The sequence below is a fragment of the Salmonella sp. SJTUF15581 genome, assembly GCF_043356775.1.
Lineage (GTDB): Bacteria > Pseudomonadota > Gammaproteobacteria > Enterobacterales > Enterobacteriaceae > Salmonella > Salmonella enterica.
On sequence record NZ_JBEUJY010000009.1, the window covers coordinates 45434 to 62335 of the forward strand.

The window sequence follows — 16902 nt, forward strand, 5'->3', positions numbered from 1 at the left end:
CGCCTTTGTTGTCGCGCCAGTTCAGGGTAAAATAGCATTTCCTAAATCATCTGGTCAGGACGCCGTATGCATTGCCCATTTTGTTTCGCCGTAGATACCAAAGTCATTGACTCTCGTCTTGTAGGCGAGGGCTCGTCCGTGCGCCGCCGTCGGCAGTGCCTGGTGTGTAATGAACGCTTTACGACCTTTGAAGTGGCTGAACTGGTCATGCCGCGCGTGATAAAAAGCAACGATGTGCGCGAACCCTTTAATGAGGATAAGCTGCGTAGCGGCATGTTGAGAGCGCTGGAAAAAAGACCCGTCAGCGCAGATGATGTTGAAATGGCATTGAACCATATTAAGTCACAATTACGTGCCACTGGGGAGCGTGAAGTTCCCAGCAAGATGATTGGCAACCTGGTCATGGAGCAGCTGAAAAAACTCGATAAAGTCGCGTATATTCGCTTTGCCTCCGTCTATCGCAGTTTCGAAGATATCAAAGACTTTGGCGAAGAAATCGCTCGCCTACAGGACTAAGCCATGCAGGATGAGTTTTACATGGCGCGAGCGCTCAAACTGGCGCAGCGTGGACGTTTCACCACTCACCCGAACCCTAATGTCGGCTGTGTCATTGTTAACAATGGCGACATCGTCGGCGAAGGTTATCACCATCGCGCCGGAGAGCCGCACGCCGAGGTTCATGCGCTGCGGATGGCGGGCGCAAAAGCCAAAGGCGCAACCGCCTATGTCACGCTTGAACCCTGTAGCCATCATGGGCGAACGCCGCCATGTTGCGATGCGCTGATTGCGGCCGGCGTCGCGCGCGTGGTCGCCGCGATGCAGGACCCGAACCCACAGGTCGCCGGGCGTGGGCTGTATCGCCTGCAACAGGCGGGTATTGCGGTCAGCCACGGGTTAATGATGAGTGAAGCGGAGGCGCTCAATAAAGGCTTCCTCAAGCGGATGCGTACCGGATTCCCTTATCTTCAGCTTAAACTGGGCGCCTCCGTGGATGGACGGACGGCGATGGCCAGCGGCGAAAGCCAGTGGATCACCTCGCCGCAGGCCCGGCGCGACGTTCAGCGCTTGCGTGCGCAAAGCCACGCTATCTTAACCAGTAGCGCGACGGTATTGGCTGACGATCCGGCCTTGACGGTGCGTTGGGCGGAGTTAGATGCCTCTACGCAGGCGTCTTACCCGCAGGAAAATCTGCGCCAGCCGGTGCGAATTGTTATCGACAGCCAAAACCGGGTAACGCCTGCGCATCGTATTGTGCAGCAGCCTGGCGAAACGTGGATCGCGCGTACCCAGGAAGATAGCCGCGCGTGGCCCGATGCGGTTCGTACTATCAGCGTGCCGGCGCACAACGGACATTTGGATCTGGTTGTACTGATGATGCAGTTAGGCAGGCAGCAGATTAATAGCATATGGGTTGAAGCCGGACCGGGACTGGCAGGCGCGTTGTTGCAAGCCGGGCTAGTGGATGAACTGATTGTCTATGTCGCGCCTAAATTGTTGGGAACCCAGGCGCGGGGATTATGCGAATTGCCGGGGCTTGAGAAGCTCGCCGACGCGCCGCAATTTACCTTCAGCGAAATACGTCATGTCGGCCCGGATGTTTGCCTGCATATGGTGAGCGCATGAGTTCTCCCGTCGAAAGGGGAGCAGCGCTCAAATTATTATGATAAAATCCGCCCCCCTGCGGGGCCAAATGAACCCTGGAAGAGAGAATATGAACATTATTAAAGCTAACGTTGCAGCCCCTGACGCTCGTGTCGCCATCACTATTGCGCGTTTCAATCAGTTTATCAACGACAGCCTGCTGGATGGTGCGGTTGATGCCCTGACGCGTATTGGTCAGGTAAAAGATGATAATATTACCGTAGTGTGGGTGCCTGGCGCCTATGAACTGCCGCTGGCGACCGAAGCGCTGGCGAAAAGCGGTAAATACGACGCCGTGGTTGCGCTGGGAACCGTGATTCGCGGGGGGACTGCGCACTTTGAATATGTGGCAGGCGGCGCCAGCAATGGCCTGGCAAGCGTTGCCCAGGACAGCGGCGTGCCGGTAGCCTTTGGTGTTCTGACCACCGAGAGTATTGAACAAGCCATCGAACGTGCTGGTACAAAAGCCGGTAATAAAGGCGCAGAAGCTGCGCTGACCGCGCTTGAAATGATTAATGTATTGAAAGCCATTAAGGCCTGATTTTTTGTAAGGGGAATTCCGTGAAACCTGCTGCTCGTCGCCGCGCCCGTGAGTGTGCCGTCCAGGCGCTTTACTCCTGGCAGTTGTCCCAGAACGACATCGCTGATGTTGAATACCAGTTCCTGGCGGAACAGGACGTAAAAGACGTCGACGTTCTCTATTTCCGTGAACTGCTATCCGGGGTGGCGACTAACAGCGCGTACCTGGATGGTTTAATGAAACCGTATCTGTCCCGCCTGCTTGAAGAGCTGGGACAGGTTGAAAAAGCCGTGCTGCGTATTGCGTTGTTTGAGCTGTCAAAACGCAGCGATGTGCCTTATAAAGTGGCCATCAACGAAGCGATTGAACTGGCGAAAACCTTTGGCGCTGAAGACAGCCACAAATTCGTCAACGGCGTACTGGATAAAGCAGCTCCGGTGATTCGTCCCAACAAAAAGTGATTCACAGGCCGGAAAGATAGCGGGCGATCGATACCCGCCGTCTCCGGCCTTTTCTTTTTTTCTGCTGAGGCATAACGTATGGCATGTGGCGAGTTTTCCCTGATTGCCCGTTATTTTGACCGTGTAAAAAGCTCTCGTCTTGATGTTGAAACCGGTATTGGCGACGATTGCGCGCTCCTGAATATTCCTGAAAAGCAGACCCTGGCGATCAGTACCGATACGCTGGTGGCGGGCATCCATTTCTTACCCAATATCGATCCTGCCGATCTGGCGTATAAAGCGCTGGCGGTGAATTTAAGCGATCTGGCGGCGATGGGCGCCGATCCGGCATGGTTAACGCTGGCGCTCACGCTTCCTGACGTCGATGAGGCGTGGCTTGCCGCGTTCAGCGACAGCCTGTTTGAACAACTGGATTACTACGACATGCAGCTCATTGGCGGCGATACCACGCGCGGCCCGCTGTCGATGACGCTCGGTATTCATGGCCTTGTGCCAGCCGGTCGGGCGCTGAAACGTTCTGGCGCAAAACCGGGCGACTGGATTTATGTTACTGGCACGTTGGGCGATAGCGCTGCCGGGCTGGCGATTCTACGGGGTGATTTTCGCGTGGGAAGCTGGGGGGATGCCGACTATCTGGTCAAACGCCATCTGCGCCCGACGCCGCGTATTTTACAAGGACAGGCGCTACGCGATCTCGCCAGTTCGGCGATCGATCTTTCCGACGGTTTGATCTCCGATCTTGGTCACATTCTGCAAGCCAGCAACTGCGGCGCGCGAATCGATTTGGAGGCGCTGCCTGACTCCGAAGAACTGTGGGGACATGCCAATGATCCCGAACAAAAGCTTCGCTGGATGTTATCCGGCGGCGAAGATTATGAACTGTGCTTTACCGTCCCGGAGCTGAACCGTGGCGCGCTGGATGTCGCGCTTGGTCATCTGGGCGTGCCGTTTACCTGTATCGGGCAAATGACGGCGGATATCGAAGGGATCGCCTTTGTGCGTGACGGAGAACCTGTCACTTTTGACTGGAAAGGATATGACCATTTTGCCACGCCATAAAGATGTTGCGAAAAGCCGCCTGAATTTGCGCAATCCGTGGCACCTGCTCGCTACCGGCTTTGGCAGCGGGCTGAGCCCTGTGGTGCCGGGCACGATGGGCTCGCTGGCGGCGATCCCCTTCTGGTATTTGATGACGTTTCTGCCGTGGCAGCTTTATTCGCTGGTCGTGATGTTTGGGATCTGCATTGGCGTTTATCTTTGCCATCAGACGGCGAAAGATATGGGCGTACACGACCACGGCAGTATTGTCTGGGATGAATTTATCGGTATGTGGATAACGCTAATGGCGTTGCCGACGACGGACTGGCAGTGGGTGGCTGCCGGGTTCGTTATTTTCCGCATTCTGGATATGTGGAAACCCTGGCCGATCCGTTGGTTTGATCGCAACGTGCACGGCGGCATGGGGATTATGATCGATGATATCGTCGCCGGCGTGATATCTGCCGGCATACTGTATTTTATCGGTCATCACTGGCCGCTCGGTATTATTTAAAGGGTTTGCCGGATGGCGGCGTAAATGCCTTATCCGGCCTACCCCCGAACAATATGTCGATTTCACAGGCCCGATAAGCGCCGCGCCATCGGGCAATGGCGGATTATTTAAATCCCACCACCGGATGCTGTTTGTACGGTGTTTCGAGTTCGGCAATCTGCTCCGGTTTGAGCGTTAAATCAACGGCATTCAGCAACTCATCTAACTGCTCTTCACGCGAAGCGCCGATAATCGGCGCGGCGACGCCTCGTTTACTGAGTAGCCAGGCCAGCGCGACCTGCGCTCGCGTTGCGCCAAGCGCCTCGCTGACGCCAGCCAGCCGTTCCGCTATTTGCGCATCATTTTTATCGCTTTCAGCGTATAAATTTTTACCCACGTCATCCGAGACCAGCCGGGCCGTGGTTTCTCCCCAGGGGCGAGTTAAGCGCCCGCGCGCCAGCGGGCTCCACGGAATCACGGCGACGCCTTCCTGCCAGCACAGCGGTAGCATCTCACGCTCTTCCTCGCGGTAGATCAGGTTATAGTGATCCTGCATGGTGACAAACGGCGCCCAGCCGTGTTGTTTTTGTAGCGCCAGCGCCTGGGCAAATTGTGAGGCGTGCATTGAGGAAGCGCCGATATAGCGGGCTTTACCCGTCTTCACCACGTCGTTTAGCGCTTCCAGAGTCTCTTCTATCGGCGTGGTGTAATCCCAGCGGTGGATTTGCAGGATATCGACATACTCCATTCCCAGACGGGTGAGGCTATCGTCAATAGAGCGCAGGATTTGCGCGCGGGACAATCCTTCCGGCAGATCGCCGACGCGATGGAAGACTTTCGTCGCTACCACCACCTCGTCGCGCCGGGCGAAATCACGCAGCGCGCGGCCGACAATCTCTTCGCTGCTGCCGTCGGAATAGCTGTTGGCGGTATCAAAAAAGTTAATGCCGCCCTCAAGGGCGCGCTTGATGATGGGACGGCTGCTCTCTTCGGGAAGCGTCCAGGCGTGATTGCCGCGACTCGGCTCGCCGAACGTCATACAGCCCAGACAAAGGCGGGACACCTGAAGATCTGTATTTCCTAACGTGTTGTATTGCATGACTCCGCTCCTGTTATACCCGTCACTCTTCAAGCATAGCAGGAGCAAAGAGGGGATTATGCCAGCCAGGCCTTGATTTTGGCTTCAATGCCTGCGGCGTCAAGCCCCAGTTCCGCGCGGGCTTCTTCCTGCGTTCCTTGCGGGATAAAGAAATCCGGAAGACCGATATTCAGCACAGGTACAGGTTTACGATGGGCCATTAGCACTTCGTTTACGCCGCTGCCAGCGCCGCCCATAATGGCGTTTTCTTCCAGCGTCACCAGCGCGTCATGTTGCGCGGCCATCTCCAGAATTAACGTGTCGTCCAGCGGCTTAACAAAGCGCATGTCGACCAGCGTGGCGTTCAGCGCTTCGGCGACTTTCGCCGCCTCAGGCATTAAGGTGCCAAAGTTCAGAATCGCCAGTTTTTCGCCATGACGCTTCACAAGGCCTTTACCAATAGGCAGTTTTTCCAGCGGGGTTAGCGCCACGCCCTGCGCATTACCGCGTGGATAACGTACTGCCGTCGGGCCGTCGTTATAGTGATACCCGGTAAATAACATCTGGCGACATTCGTTTTCGTCGCTTGGCGTCATGATCACCATATCCGGGATGCAGCGCAGATAGGAGAGATCGAACGCGCCCTGGTGTGTTTGTCCATCCGCGCCAACGATACCGGCGCGATCGATGGCGAACATGACCGGCAGTTTCTGGATAGCGACGTCATGGATGACCTGATCGTAGGCGCGTTGCAGGAAAGTAGAGTAGATCGCCACGACGGGCTTATAGCCGCCAATCGCCAGACCTGCGGCGAAGGTGACGGCATGCTGTTCGGCGATGGCGACGTCAAAATAGCGATCCGGGAATTTACGTGAAAATTCCACCATGCCGGAGCCTTCGCGCATTGCCGGGGTGATCGCCATCAGCTTGCTGTCTTTGGCGGCGGTTTCACACAGCCAGTCACCGAAGATTTTTGAATAACCAGGCAGACCGCCGCTGCTTTTCGGCAAACATCCGCTGGAAGGATCAAATTTAGGCACCGCATGGAAAGTGATCGGATCTTTTTCCGCGGGCTCATAGCCGCGGCCTTTCTTGGTCATGATATGCAGGAACTGCGGGCCTTTCAGGTCGCGCATGTTCTTCAATGTGCTGATAAGCCCCATGACATCGTGACCATCGACCGGCCCGATGTAGTTAAAGCCCAGCTCTTCGAACAGTGTGCCCGGCACAACCATGCCTTTAATATGTTCTTCGGTACGCTTGAGCAGTTCTTTAATTGGCGGTACGCCGGAGAAGACCTTTTTTCCGCCTTCGCGCAGAGAAGAGTAAAGCTTACCGGAAAGTAGCTGCGCCAGATGGTTGTTGAGCGCGCCGACGTTTTCCGAAATCGACATTTCATTGTCGTTCAGAATGACCAGCATGTCGGGCCGGATATCGCCTGCGTGATTCATTGCTTCAAACGCCATACCGGCGGTGATGGCGCCGTCGCCAATCACACAGACGGTGCGGCGATCTTTGCCTTCTTTCTCCGCCGCCACGGCAATGCCGATACCGGCGCTGATGGAGGTGGAGGAATGCCCAACGCTTAGCACATCGTATTCGCTTTCTCCGCGCCACGGGAACGGATGCAGACCGCCTTTCTGGCGAATGGTGCCGATTTTGTCGCGACGACCGGTAAGGATTTTATGTGGATAAGCCTGGTGTCCAACATCCCAGATTAGCTGGTCAAACGGGGTGTTGTAGACATAATGCAGCGCCACGGTAAGTTCTACCGTGCCCAGCCCGGAAGCGAAATGCCCGCTGGAACGGCTTACGCTGTCGAGTAAGTAGCGGCGTAGCTCGTCGCAGAGTTTCGGCAGACTCTCTTTCGGTAACAGTCGTAACTCCTGGGTGGAGTCGACCAATGCCAGGGTAGGGTATTTGGCTATATCAAAACTCATCGCAAGCTCATTGGATATGGGGTTTATTTATCACGCTGGATTATGTAGTTCGCTAGCGCTTCCAGTGCCGAGGTGTCCAGTGATTGCGCGGCCAGCTGATGTAACGACTGACGGGCGTCCTCTATCAGGTCCCGGGCTTTATTCCGGGCTTGCTCAAGACCCAGAAGTGCAGGGTAGGTACTTTTGCCAAGCTGCTGGTCTGCGCCCTGACGTTTACCTAACGTTGCAGTATCGCCCACCACATCCAGAATGTCATCCTGAACCTGGAAGGCAAGGCCGATACTCTCTGCATAGCGGTCAAGTATCGGCAGGGTATTCCGTCCTTTATCGCCCGCGCTCAACGCGCCAAGTCTAACGGCGGCGCGAATGAGCGCGCCGGTCTTATGGCGATGAATGCGTTCCAGCGCGTCCAGAGTGATCCGCTGGCCTTCTGCCGCCAGATCCAATGCCTGACCGCCGCACATACCGGCGATACCGCTGGCGTTTGCCAGTTCGGCGATCATCGCGATACGATCGCGATCGGCGACTTCCGGCATCGGCGCATCGCTGATAATGGCAAACGCCAGCGTCTGCAACGCGTCTCCCGCCAGGATTGCGTTGGCTTCGCCAAATTTAATATGGCAAGTCGGCAGGCCGCGACGCAAATCGTCATCGTCCATTGCTGGCAGGTCGTCATGGATCAGCGAATAGGCATGAATGCATTCGACCGCCGCAGCTGGCGCGTCCAGCGTTGCCGTACTGACGCCAAACATTTGACCGGTGGCGTAAACCAGAAATGGCCGCAGGCGTTTACCGCCTAATAATGCGCCATACTGCATGGCTTCGACCACGGGAGTGTTCTGAAAGGGCAGTGGCGCGATAAAACGGCTCAGCGCCTGATTCGCTTGCGTTACGCAAGCCTGTAGCTGCTGCGTAAAGTCCATTTACTCATTATCCGCGATAAAAGGCTCAGGTGAAGCCTCTTCATTATCAGACAGCAAAATTTGCACGCGCTGTTCCGCCTGCTGCAGTTTTGCCTGCCCCTGACGCGCCAGCTGTACGCCGCGCTCGAATTCATTCAGCGCGTCTTCCAGCGGCAAATCGCCGCTTTCCAGGCGGGTAACAATATGTTCCAGCTCGCTCAGCGCAGTTTCAAAGCTGGCGGGCGCCTCATTTTTCTTCGGCATGATGACTGTTTGACTCTCTGTAATGGCAGCACAAGTCTATGGTAACGGACTCACACTGATAAGCAAATAACGCGCAATGGTAAGGGGAAATGCGCAAGATGTCCGTGATAGTGATATACTTCCGCGCCTGGATGCAGCCGTAGGTATGGGCTGCTGTACTATTTCTCCACGACAAGCCTTAGATTGCTTGCTAAAGAACCATTGCCGCCATGAAGTTTATCATTAAATTGTTCCCGGAAATCACTATCAAAAGCCAATCTGTGCGTTTGCGCTTTATAAAAATTTTAACCGGGAACATCCGTAACGTTTTAAAGCACTACGATGAGACCCTCGCGGTTGTCCGTCACTGGGATAACATTGAAGTTCGCGCCAAAGATGAAAACCAGCGTCTGGCGATTCGCGACGCGCTGACCCGCATTCCGGGGATTCACCATATTCTTGAAGTCGAAGATGTGCCGTTCACCGATATGCACGACATTTTCGAGAAAGCGTTGGCGCAGTATCGCGAGCAGCTTGAAGGCAAAACCTTCTGCGTGCGCGTAAAACGTCGCGGTAAGCATGAGTTTAGCTCCATTGAGGTGGAGCGCTATGTCGGCGGCGGATTAAATCAGCATATTGAATCGGCGCGCGTGAAGCTCACTAACCCGGATGTGACGGTGCATCTGGAAGTGGAAGATGATCGCCTGCTGCTGATCAAAGGGCGTTATGAAGGTATTGGCGGTTTCCCGATTGGCACCCAGGAAGATGTGCTGTCGCTGATCTCCGGCGGTTTTGACTCCGGCGTCTCCAGCTATATGCTGATGCGTCGCGGCTGCCGCGTACACTACTGCTTCTTTAACCTTGGCGGCGCGGCGCATGAAATCGGCGTTCGCCAGGTGGCGCATTACCTGTGGAACCGCTTTGGCAGCTCCCATCGCGTGCGTTTTGTGGCGATTAACTTCGAACCGGTGGTCGGCGAGATTCTGGAGAAAGTTGACGACGGCCAGATGGGCGTGGTGCTCAAACGTATGATGGTACGCGCGGCGTCGAAAGTGGCGGAACGTTACGGCGTACAGGCGCTGGTGACCGGCGAAGCGCTGGGCCAGGTGTCCAGCCAGACGCTAACCAATTTGCGCTTGATCGATAACGTGTCTGACACGCTGATCTTGCGCCCGCTGATCTCTTACGATAAAGAGCACATTATCAACCTGGCGCGCCAGATTGGTACGGAAGATTTTGCCCGTACGATGCCGGAATACTGTGGCGTGATTTCAAAAAGTCCGACGGTGAAAGCCATTAAAGCGAAAATTGAAGCCGAAGAAGAAAATTTCGACTTCAGTATTCTCGATAAGGTGGTAGAAGAAGCGAGCAACGTCGATATTCGTGAAATCGCCCAGCAGACCCAGCAGGAGGTGGTGGAAGTAGAAACCGTGAGCGGTTTTGGTGCCAACGATGTGATTCTGGATATCCGTTCTGTCGATGAGCAGGATGACAAGCCGCTGAAAGTGGAAGGCGTCGACGTCGTTTCGCTGCCTTTCTACAAGCTGAGCACTAAATTTGGCGACCTCGATCAGAGCAAAACCTGGCTGCTATGGTGCGAACGCGGCGTAATGAGTCGCCTGCAGGCGCTCTATCTGCGCGAGCAGGGGTTTGCCAATGTGAAGGTGTATCGCCCGTAATTCCTTTGCCGGGTGGCGGCTATGTCCTACCCGGCCTACCGTTTTATTTCTGCCCCAACCGTTTTGCAATGCGCTCCAGCTTCATCATCAGCAGCAGCGTAATGGCCACCAGCACAATGGTCAGCGCCGCGCCGTCGGCGATATTTCCACGGTCGGTCAGGCTAAAGATAGCCACCGGCAGCGTCGTCCAGCCCGGCGGATAAATCATCATCGTCGCGCCCAACTCCCCCATGGAGAGCGATAAACTCAGCGCCAGCGCTGACACCATCCACGGCATCAATAACGGCAACGTCACGTGACGCAGACGATACCAGGGCGATGCCCCCAGACTCGACGCGACGTTTTCAATATCGGCGGAAATTCGCGCCAGTCCGGTCGACACGTTACTGAAGGTAAAGGCGGAAATCAGCACAAAGTGCGCTGTCAGCACAATCCATAGGGTGCCGTTCATTTGCAATGGCCCCTGGCTGAAAGCAACCAGAATGCCCAGGCCTACGGACACAGACGGAATCGCACTCGGCAGATAGAACACCATACTTAACCATTTCTGCGTTTTCACCCCATATTGACGCAGCGCCAGCGCCGCCCAAACGCCGCAAAGCAGCGCAAACAGGCTGGCGCAAAAGCCAATCGTGAGGCTGGCAAGTAGGGCATCCCATGCCGCACCGTGCAGAGCGTTAACAAAGTGGTTCAGCGTGAAGCCACTCGGCAGAATACCGTTCCACTGCTGGCTAAGGCTGGACATCAGAATCACCGCCAGCGGCAGGAAAAAGAACACGATAAACAGTACGCTAGCCACAACGCCCGCCGCTGCGCGTCCTTTAGGTGACCAAATTAGCATGGCTAGCTCCTTACGCCGGTACGCGATGCCGCCAGGCGATAGAGGGAGAACAGCCCCAGCGACAAGACAATGTTAATCAACGCAATCATGCAGGCGACCGTATAGTCGGACTCCAGAATCGCTTTGCTGTAAACCATCATCGGCAGGGTGTTAACCCCTTTCGCGCCAATAAACAGTACGATGCCAAACTCGTTAGTGGTCAACAGCAGGCACAGGCTGCCACCAGCCATCAGCGCCGGTAGCGCCGCCGGGAAAATCACCTGCCCAATCACCCGTAACGGGTGCGCCCCCAGAATGCTGGCTGCTTCTAGCTGGCTTTTATCAATTTGCCGCAGCGCGGCCATCAGTGGCCGCATCACCAGCGGAGTGAACACCGTGATCTCCGCCAGAATGACGCCCTGCATCGAGTAGAGAAAATCTACCGGCGGTAGCTCAAAGGCAAACAGGCTCATCAGCGTACCGTTGAGCAGACCCGCTGACCCATAAATAAAGGTGAACGCCAGCGTAATCAGGAAGGTCGGCAGCGCAATAAAAGTATCGACGACCCGACCAATCAACTCGCTGCCGGGGAAAGGAATAAACACCAGAATCAGCGACATCACGCTGCCCAGCAGCAGGCAACCGGCGGTGGCGAAAAAGGCGATTTGCAACGTGTTCAGTAACGCGCCGACAAAGCGTTTCGAGTCGACCACCTGGCGGAAGGTCTCGAGCCCGATCTCGCCATTGGCACCGCGTAGCGCCTGTTCAACGATGAGCGACAGTGGCCAGAAAAACAGCGTCGCCAGCACCAGCAACGGGAGCAGCAGCCACAGCAGCGGGCGTAGGTTAAGCGCCGGTTTTTCCAGAGGTAAAATGAGTGACATGGTTATACCTCAATCAGGACCGCATCATCCGGTTCGAACCACAGCGCCAGCTTGTCGCCCACGCGCGGCAGCGGATTGACATGCGTCAACACCATCCGCACCGTTTCGCCAGCAATGTCACACAGCAGATGGGTTAAATCGCCCTGCCAGTGCACCGATTGCAGTGTGGCGTTGAAGCGGTTGCTGTAGGCCGAACGCGGCGTCAGGCTGAGGTGCTGAGGACGAATGCACAGCAGTTTGTTGTAACCGTGGTGGCTGCCCCGGCTGAACGCGCGAATCACCGCACCGCCGCAGCTGACGTCCACCAGCCCCGGAACCTCCGTTATCCCCAGCGCGATGGCGGAGAGAATATTGGCGCGGCCTAAGAATTCGGCGGCAAAACGATTGGGCGGATGCTGATATAGCGCGCGGGTTTCGCCGTGAGCAATCAGCGAGCCATCCTTCATAATGCCGATTTTATCGGCCAGGGTGAGCGCTTCCGTTTGATCGTGGGTGACGTAGAGAATAGTGAGTTCCGGCAGCTCACGGTGAAGACGGGCGATTTCTTCCACCATATTATGACGAATCTGTGCGTCCAGCGCTGACAGTGGTTCATCCAGCAACAGCACGCGTGGGCGCACGGCAATCGCGCGGGCGATGGCCACGCGTTGCTGCTGGCCGCCGGAAAGTTGATGCGGATAACGGGTGGCGTAATCACTCATGCCAACCGTTTTCAGCGCCTGCGTTACACGCTCATTAATTAGCGCCTTTGGCTGCTTCTGCGCACGCAGGCCAAAAGCGACGTTGTCTTCCACTTTCAGATGCGGGAACAAGGCGTAGTTCTGCACCACCATCGCCAACCCGCGTTTATAGGGTGGCAGATGGGTGACGTCCGTATCGCCAATCAGAATACGACCGCCTGCAGGTTGCACAAAGCCCGCAACCGCACGCAGCACCGTCGTTTTTCCAGATCCTGATGGGCCAATCAGCGCCAGCACTTCGCCAGGTTCAATCGTCAAAGAGAGCGGTTTAAGCACCACGTTGCCGTGATACGCAACGCGCAGCGAGTCGAGGACTATCCCCGATGTCCCCTGCGATGCAGGGGCGTGAACGGCAGTCGTTTTCATCAGCATCAGGCTTACTCGCTTTCGGTCACTTTGTGCCAACGGCTAATATCTGCCGACAGCGAAACGGCTACGTCATCCCAATTTGGCTGCCAGCTCTGCACGCCTTCTAACGCGGCAGTGGCGGCCTTGTAATGTTCGTCGCTCGGCGTCACGTCGCTGCGTACCGGCATTCCCCAGGAGAGTTCGCTGACGCGAGTCTGCGCTTCTTTACTCAGCAGGAAGTTAATCAGCTTTTTACCATTTTCACTCTGCGGCGCCCCCTGGACCAGGCCAATGACATAAGGGATGGCCAGCGCGCTGCGCTCGCCTTTGTCGTTGGCCGGCCAGAAGATTTTCACGTTCGGGTTACGTTCCATCTGCGCGAGGTTCATTTGCAGGTCGCCGTTAGCGACGTAGATTTCACCTTTATTAACCAGCGCGGTTAGCTTGCCGGTAGAGGCAGATGGCCCGACGTTATTGGCCTGCAGCTTGCCGAGATACGCAAAACCGGCATCTTTACTGCCGAAGCTGTGGAAAGCCTGCAGCATCACCGCCGTGCCGTCAGCGGCCTGACCTGGCGTGGAATACTGGAGTTTATTTTTGAATTTACCGTCAAGCAGATCCTGCCAGCTCGCCGGGGCAGTTTTCAGCAGCTTGCTGTTGTAGATAAAGCTCAGATAGTTCTTTACCAGCGGCGAATAAAGGTTGTTGGCATCGGGGATAGCCGATGCGGCGTCGGTGTTAAAGTTCGCCAGCAGCTTTTCGGCGGCGGCGCGCTGAATGAATGGCGGCGCGGTTACCAGCACGTCGGCCTGCGGATTCGTACGCTCTTTTGCCAGACGTTCCACTACCACGCCACCACCGCCTTCAACATAGCGTACGGTAATGCCGGTCGCTTTGGTGAACGCGTCAAACTGCACCTGGTACCAGCTGTTATCGCCATCGTGCAGCCCGTCGATGGAGTACACCGTGACCACCGATTCCGCCCATGACGGGGCGCTGGCGAGAGCGAAGACAGACAGCAGAGCAAGTCGGGAAAGTTTCATCGTAATAGCCTCATAGCGTACGTTGCATTTTCTGGCCTATACCAGGTTTGCTTTTTACGCTAAACGGCTTATATGACAAAACGATGAAAGAGAAATAAATCAGTCCACGCCGGATGATGCTGCGCTTATCCGGATAGCCGTGAGACGATACGATTGGTAGGCCGGATAAGTCCCGCAGCCAACATCCGGCGCATCCGCTAGTGGGTATCTACCTCAATACGCAGGCTGTCGTGACGCCAGTATTCGATATCCAGATCCAGCACTCGCCCGTGTTGATCGTAGTTCAGACGGCGCAGCAACAGCGCCGGGCGTCCTTCCATAACTCCCAGCGCCTGTGCGGCCTGCGCAGGCATGGCGGTGGGGTAGAACGACAGATGCATGCTGGTATAGACGAGGTTGTAGTGCGACTCGTATACCTCGGTCAGGCTGCCGTTGAGATCGTACTGCAGCAGCTCAGGCACGCGGGCGGGCAAACAATGGTTTTCGCAGTAGCACACGGCGCGGCCATCGGCGTAACGCAGACGGGTCAGCAGATAGATTTGATCAAACGGCTGGAGCTGGAGGGGCTCCATGACCTCGACAGGCACGGTGGTTAACACGCCGCTCAGTAGCGCGGTTTTTGGCTCCCGCCCCTGCTCGCGGCAAAGCTTATGGAAGTTGGTATTCTGGGTCGGATCCAGCCACAGGCGTTCCGGCGTAACGAACCAACCGCGACGATCGGCGCGCCAGATAAGCCCACTGGACTCCAGCTGCGCCAGGCTTTCGCGAATAGTAATGCGCGTGGTGTTGAAGATCGCGCACAGTTCGCGTTCAGACGGCAGTTTATCACCGCTTTTCAACGCACCGCTCTGAATACGCGCCTGAAGCTGCGCCTTGATCAACAGGTACTGCGGGATATCACCCGGGATAGATTTCATGCTTACTCGTTTCCGTTTTGCCTGCCGCCATTATACAAGCAGAGATGAATTTTTTGTTGCAGCGCGATTTTCTCTTTGACCCATCGCGGCAAAGATCGTCATGATAAATGCAATCTGGTATAGACCAAAGGTAAATAACATGACTTCGCGTAACTATCTGCTGCTGACTCCTGGCCCGCTCACCACCTCTCGTACCGTGAAAGAAGCGATGTTGTTCGATAGCTGTACCTGGGATGATGATTACAATATCGGCGTGGTGGAACAGATCCGCCAGCAGCTAACCGCACTGGCAACGGCCTCCGAAGGCTACACCTCCGTACTGCTGCAAGGCAGCGGCAGCTATGCTGTGGAAGCCGTACTGGGCAGCGCATTGGGGCCGCAGGATAAGGTGCTGATCGTCAGCAACGGTGCATACGGCGCACGAATGGTCGAGATGTCCGGCCTTATGGGTATCGCCCATCACGCTTACGACTGCGGCGAAGTTGCGCGCCCGGACGTGCAGGCGATCGACGCGATCCTCAACGCCGACCCGACGATCAGCCATATCGCCATGGTGCATAGCGAAACGACCACCGGGATGCTCAACCCCATTGATGAGGTGGGCGCTCTGGCGCATCGCTATGGCAAAACCTACATCGTTGACGCCATGAGCAGCTTCGGCGGCATCCCCATGGATATTGCAACATTACACATCGACTATCTGATCAGCTCCGCCAATAAATGCATTCAGGGCGTGCCGGGTTTTGCCTTCGTGATTGCCCGCGAGCAAAAACTGGCCGCGTGCAAAGGGCGTTCCCGCTCGCTGTCGTTAGATCTCTACGCCCAGTGGCGTTGCATGGAGGATAACCACGGCAAATGGCGTTTTACTTCGCCCACACATACCGTCCTGGCGTTTGCACAGGCGCTGAAAGAGCTGGCGAAAGAAGGTGGCGTGGCGGCACGTCATCAACGCTATCAGCAAAATCAGCGCAGCCTGGTGGCCGGAATGCGGGCGCTGGGCTTTAACACGCTGCTGGATGACGAACTTCACTCGCCCATTATCACCGCCTTTTATTCACCGGAAGACCCGCAGTATCGCTTTAGCGAATTTTATCGCCGCCTCAAAGAGCAGGGCTTTGTTATCTATCCAGGCAAAGTGTCGCAAAGCGACTGCTTCCGCATCGGCAACATTGGCGAAGTATATGCCGCCGATATCACGGCCCTGCTGACCGCCATTCGTACCGCCATGTACTGGATGAAATAAGGAACCATGATGAACCGTATTCACGCTGTTATTCTCGACTGGGCGGGCACCACCGTCGATTTTGGCTCCTTCGCGCCGACGCAAATTTTCGTCGAGGCGTTCCGTCAGGCATTTGATGTGGAGATCACCCTCGCCGAAGCACGCGTGCCAATGGGGCTGGGTAAATGGCAACACATTGAAGCGCTGGGAAAATTACCTGCTGTTGACGCGCGCTGGCAGGCAAAGTTTGGCCGCTCCATGAACGCAGCAGATATTGATGCCATCTATTCCGCCTTCATGCCGTTACAGATTGCTAAAGTTGTCGATTTTTCTTCTCCTATTGCCGGAGTTATCGACACGATCGCGGCGCTACGAGCCGAGGGTATCAAGATAGGCTCCTGCTCCGGTTACCCACGAGCGGTGATGGAGCGCCTGGTCCCTGCCGCCGCTGAGCATGGTTATCGTCCGGATCATTGGGTGGCAACGGACGACCTGGCCGCGGGTGGCCGCCCGGGGCCGTGGATGGCGCTGCAAAACGTGATTGCGCTGGGCATTGATGCGGTCGCGCACTGTGTGAAGGTAGATGATGCCGCGCCGGGCATTAGCGAGGGGCTTAACGCGGGGATGTGGACGGTGGGGTTGGCGGTATCGGGTAACGAATTCGGCGCAACATGGGACGCCTATCAGACAATGTCGAAAGAGGACGTTGCGGTCCGCCGCGAGCACGCGGCCAGCAAGCTGTACGCCGCCGGGGCGCATTACGTGGTGGATTCACTGGCGGATTTACCTGGGGTGATTGCGCATATTAATGCGCGTCTGGCGCAGGGCGAACGTCCGTAAAATAACTGCCGGATGGCGCTGCCGCTTATTCGGCCTACAGACTGTACCGTTTTGTAGGCCGAATAAGGTGTTTACGCCGCCATCCGGCAATCA

18 protein-coding genes and 1 pseudogene are annotated in these 16902 nt (G+C 56.1%); 9 read left to right on the forward strand and 10 right to left on the reverse strand.

The annotated features are described in order from the left end of the window. Positions 1–66: 66 nt before the first annotated feature. The 6 genes from nrdR (at position 67) to pgpA (ending at position 4174) form a co-directional block, all read left to right on the forward strand. A complete protein-coding gene (gene nrdR / locus ABVN36_RS16050) occupies positions 67–516 on the forward strand; it encodes a transcriptional regulator NrdR (RefSeq protein ID WP_000543533.1) in 450 nt (149 codons plus the stop codon). Positions 517–519: 3 nt separating this feature from the next. Continuing rightward, complete coding sequence (gene ribD / locus ABVN36_RS16055; RefSeq protein ID WP_001150216.1) at positions 520–1623, forward strand: bifunctional diaminohydroxyphosphoribosylaminopyrimidine deaminase/5-amino-6-(5-phosphoribosylamino)uracil reductase RibD; 1104 nt, start codon at positions 520–522, stop codon at positions 1621–1623. 88 nt (positions 1624–1711) lie between these two features. After that, positions 1712–2182, forward strand: coding sequence for a 6,7-dimethyl-8-ribityllumazine synthase (gene ribE / locus ABVN36_RS16060; RefSeq protein ID WP_001021372.1), 471 nt, complete (start codon positions 1712–1714; stop codon positions 2180–2182). 20 nt (positions 2183–2202) lie between these two features. After that, entirely contained in the window at positions 2203–2622 is a 420-nt protein-coding gene (gene nusB / locus ABVN36_RS16065; protein WP_000801129.1) for a transcription antitermination factor NusB, read from the forward strand. 78 nt (positions 2623–2700) lie between these two features. Next, positions 2701–3681 carry a thiamine-phosphate kinase gene (thiL, locus tag ABVN36_RS16070; protein WP_001658864.1) on the forward strand — a complete coding sequence of 327 codons (981 nt, stop codon included), beginning with the start codon at positions 2701–2703 and terminating at the stop codon, positions 3679–3681. After that, positions 3659–4174 (forward strand): phosphatidylglycerophosphatase A, encoded by a 516-nt coding sequence (gene pgpA / locus ABVN36_RS16075; RefSeq protein ID WP_000154063.1) that lies wholly within the window; start codon positions 3659–3661, stop codon positions 4172–4174. The genes thiL and pgpA overlap by 23 nt, the downstream gene beginning before the upstream one ends. A gap of 4 nt (positions 4175–4178) precedes the next feature. Here pgpA and ABVN36_RS16080 read toward each other — a convergent pair. The 5 genes and pseudogenes from ABVN36_RS16080 to xseB all read right to left on the reverse strand — a co-directional run. Continuing rightward, a pseudogene (locus ABVN36_RS16080) lies at positions 4179–4270 on the reverse strand (hypothetical protein); the annotation flags it as partial. Between the two features lie 7 nt (positions 4271–4277). Next, positions 4278–5252, reverse strand: coding sequence for an aldo/keto reductase (locus tag ABVN36_RS16085; RefSeq protein WP_023137931.1), 975 nt, complete (start codon positions 5250–5252; stop codon positions 4278–4280). A gap of 56 nt (positions 5253–5308) precedes the next feature. Further along, positions 5309–7171, reverse strand: a complete 1863-nt coding sequence (dxs, locus tag ABVN36_RS16090) for a 1-deoxy-D-xylulose-5-phosphate synthase (protein ID WP_000006777.1) — start codon at positions 7169–7171, stop codon at positions 5309–5311. Between the two features lie 23 nt (positions 7172–7194). Then, positions 7195–8094, reverse strand: a complete 900-nt coding sequence (ispA, locus tag ABVN36_RS16095) for a (2E,6E)-farnesyl diphosphate synthase (protein ID WP_000348074.1) — start codon at positions 8092–8094, stop codon at positions 7195–7197. Then, entirely contained in the window at positions 8095–8337 is a 243-nt protein-coding gene (gene xseB / locus ABVN36_RS16100; protein WP_001124944.1) for an exodeoxyribonuclease VII small subunit, read from the reverse strand. Between the two features lie 209 nt (positions 8338–8546). Between xseB and thiI the strand changes: the two genes are divergently transcribed. Beyond that, positions 8547–9995: a tRNA uracil 4-sulfurtransferase ThiI gene (gene thiI / locus ABVN36_RS16105; RefSeq protein WP_000668655.1), complete on the forward strand. Its 1449-nt coding sequence runs from the start codon at positions 8547–8549 to the stop codon at positions 9993–9995. 43 nt (positions 9996–10038) lie between these two features. On the opposite strand, the gene phnV is transcribed toward thiI, so the two are convergent. From phnV to phnR, 5 genes are all read right to left on the reverse strand, one after another. After that, complete coding sequence (phnV, locus tag ABVN36_RS16110) at positions 10039–10836, reverse strand: 2-aminoethylphosphonate ABC transport system, membrane component PhnV (protein WP_000909793.1); 798 nt, start codon at positions 10834–10836, stop codon at positions 10039–10041. A 2-nt stretch (positions 10837–10838) separates the two neighbouring features. Then, on the reverse strand, positions 10839–11699 hold the full coding sequence (gene phnU / locus ABVN36_RS16115) for a 2-aminoethylphosphonate ABC transporter permease subunit (RefSeq protein WP_000052716.1): 861 nt from the start codon (positions 11697–11699) through the stop codon (positions 10839–10841). Positions 11700–11701: 2 nt separating this feature from the next. After that, on the reverse strand, positions 11702–12811 hold the full coding sequence (gene phnT / locus ABVN36_RS16120) for a 2-aminoethylphosphonate ABC transport system ATP-binding subunit PhnT (RefSeq protein WP_023137932.1): 1110 nt from the start codon (positions 12809–12811) through the stop codon (positions 11702–11704). Positions 12812–12816: 5 nt separating this feature from the next. Then, positions 12817–13830: a 2-aminoethylphosphonate ABC transporter substrate-binding protein gene (gene phnS, locus ABVN36_RS16125; protein ID WP_000778008.1), complete on the reverse strand. Its 1014-nt coding sequence runs from the start codon at positions 13828–13830 to the stop codon at positions 12817–12819. Positions 13831–14027: 197 nt separating this feature from the next. Further along, entirely contained in the window at positions 14028–14747 is a 720-nt protein-coding gene (gene phnR, locus ABVN36_RS16130) for a phosphonate utilization transcriptional regulator PhnR (protein WP_000836268.1), read from the reverse strand. A gap of 139 nt (positions 14748–14886) precedes the next feature. Here phnR and phnW point away from each other — a divergent pair, with 139 nt between their 5' ends. Further along, complete coding sequence (phnW, locus tag ABVN36_RS16135; protein WP_000203966.1) at positions 14887–15990, forward strand: 2-aminoethylphosphonate--pyruvate transaminase; 1104 nt, start codon at positions 14887–14889, stop codon at positions 15988–15990. A gap of 9 nt (positions 15991–15999) precedes the next feature. Beyond that, positions 16000–16809, forward strand: a complete 810-nt coding sequence (gene phnX, locus ABVN36_RS16140; protein WP_023137933.1) for a phosphonoacetaldehyde hydrolase — start codon at positions 16000–16002, stop codon at positions 16807–16809. Positions 16810–16902: the final 93 nt, after the last annotated feature.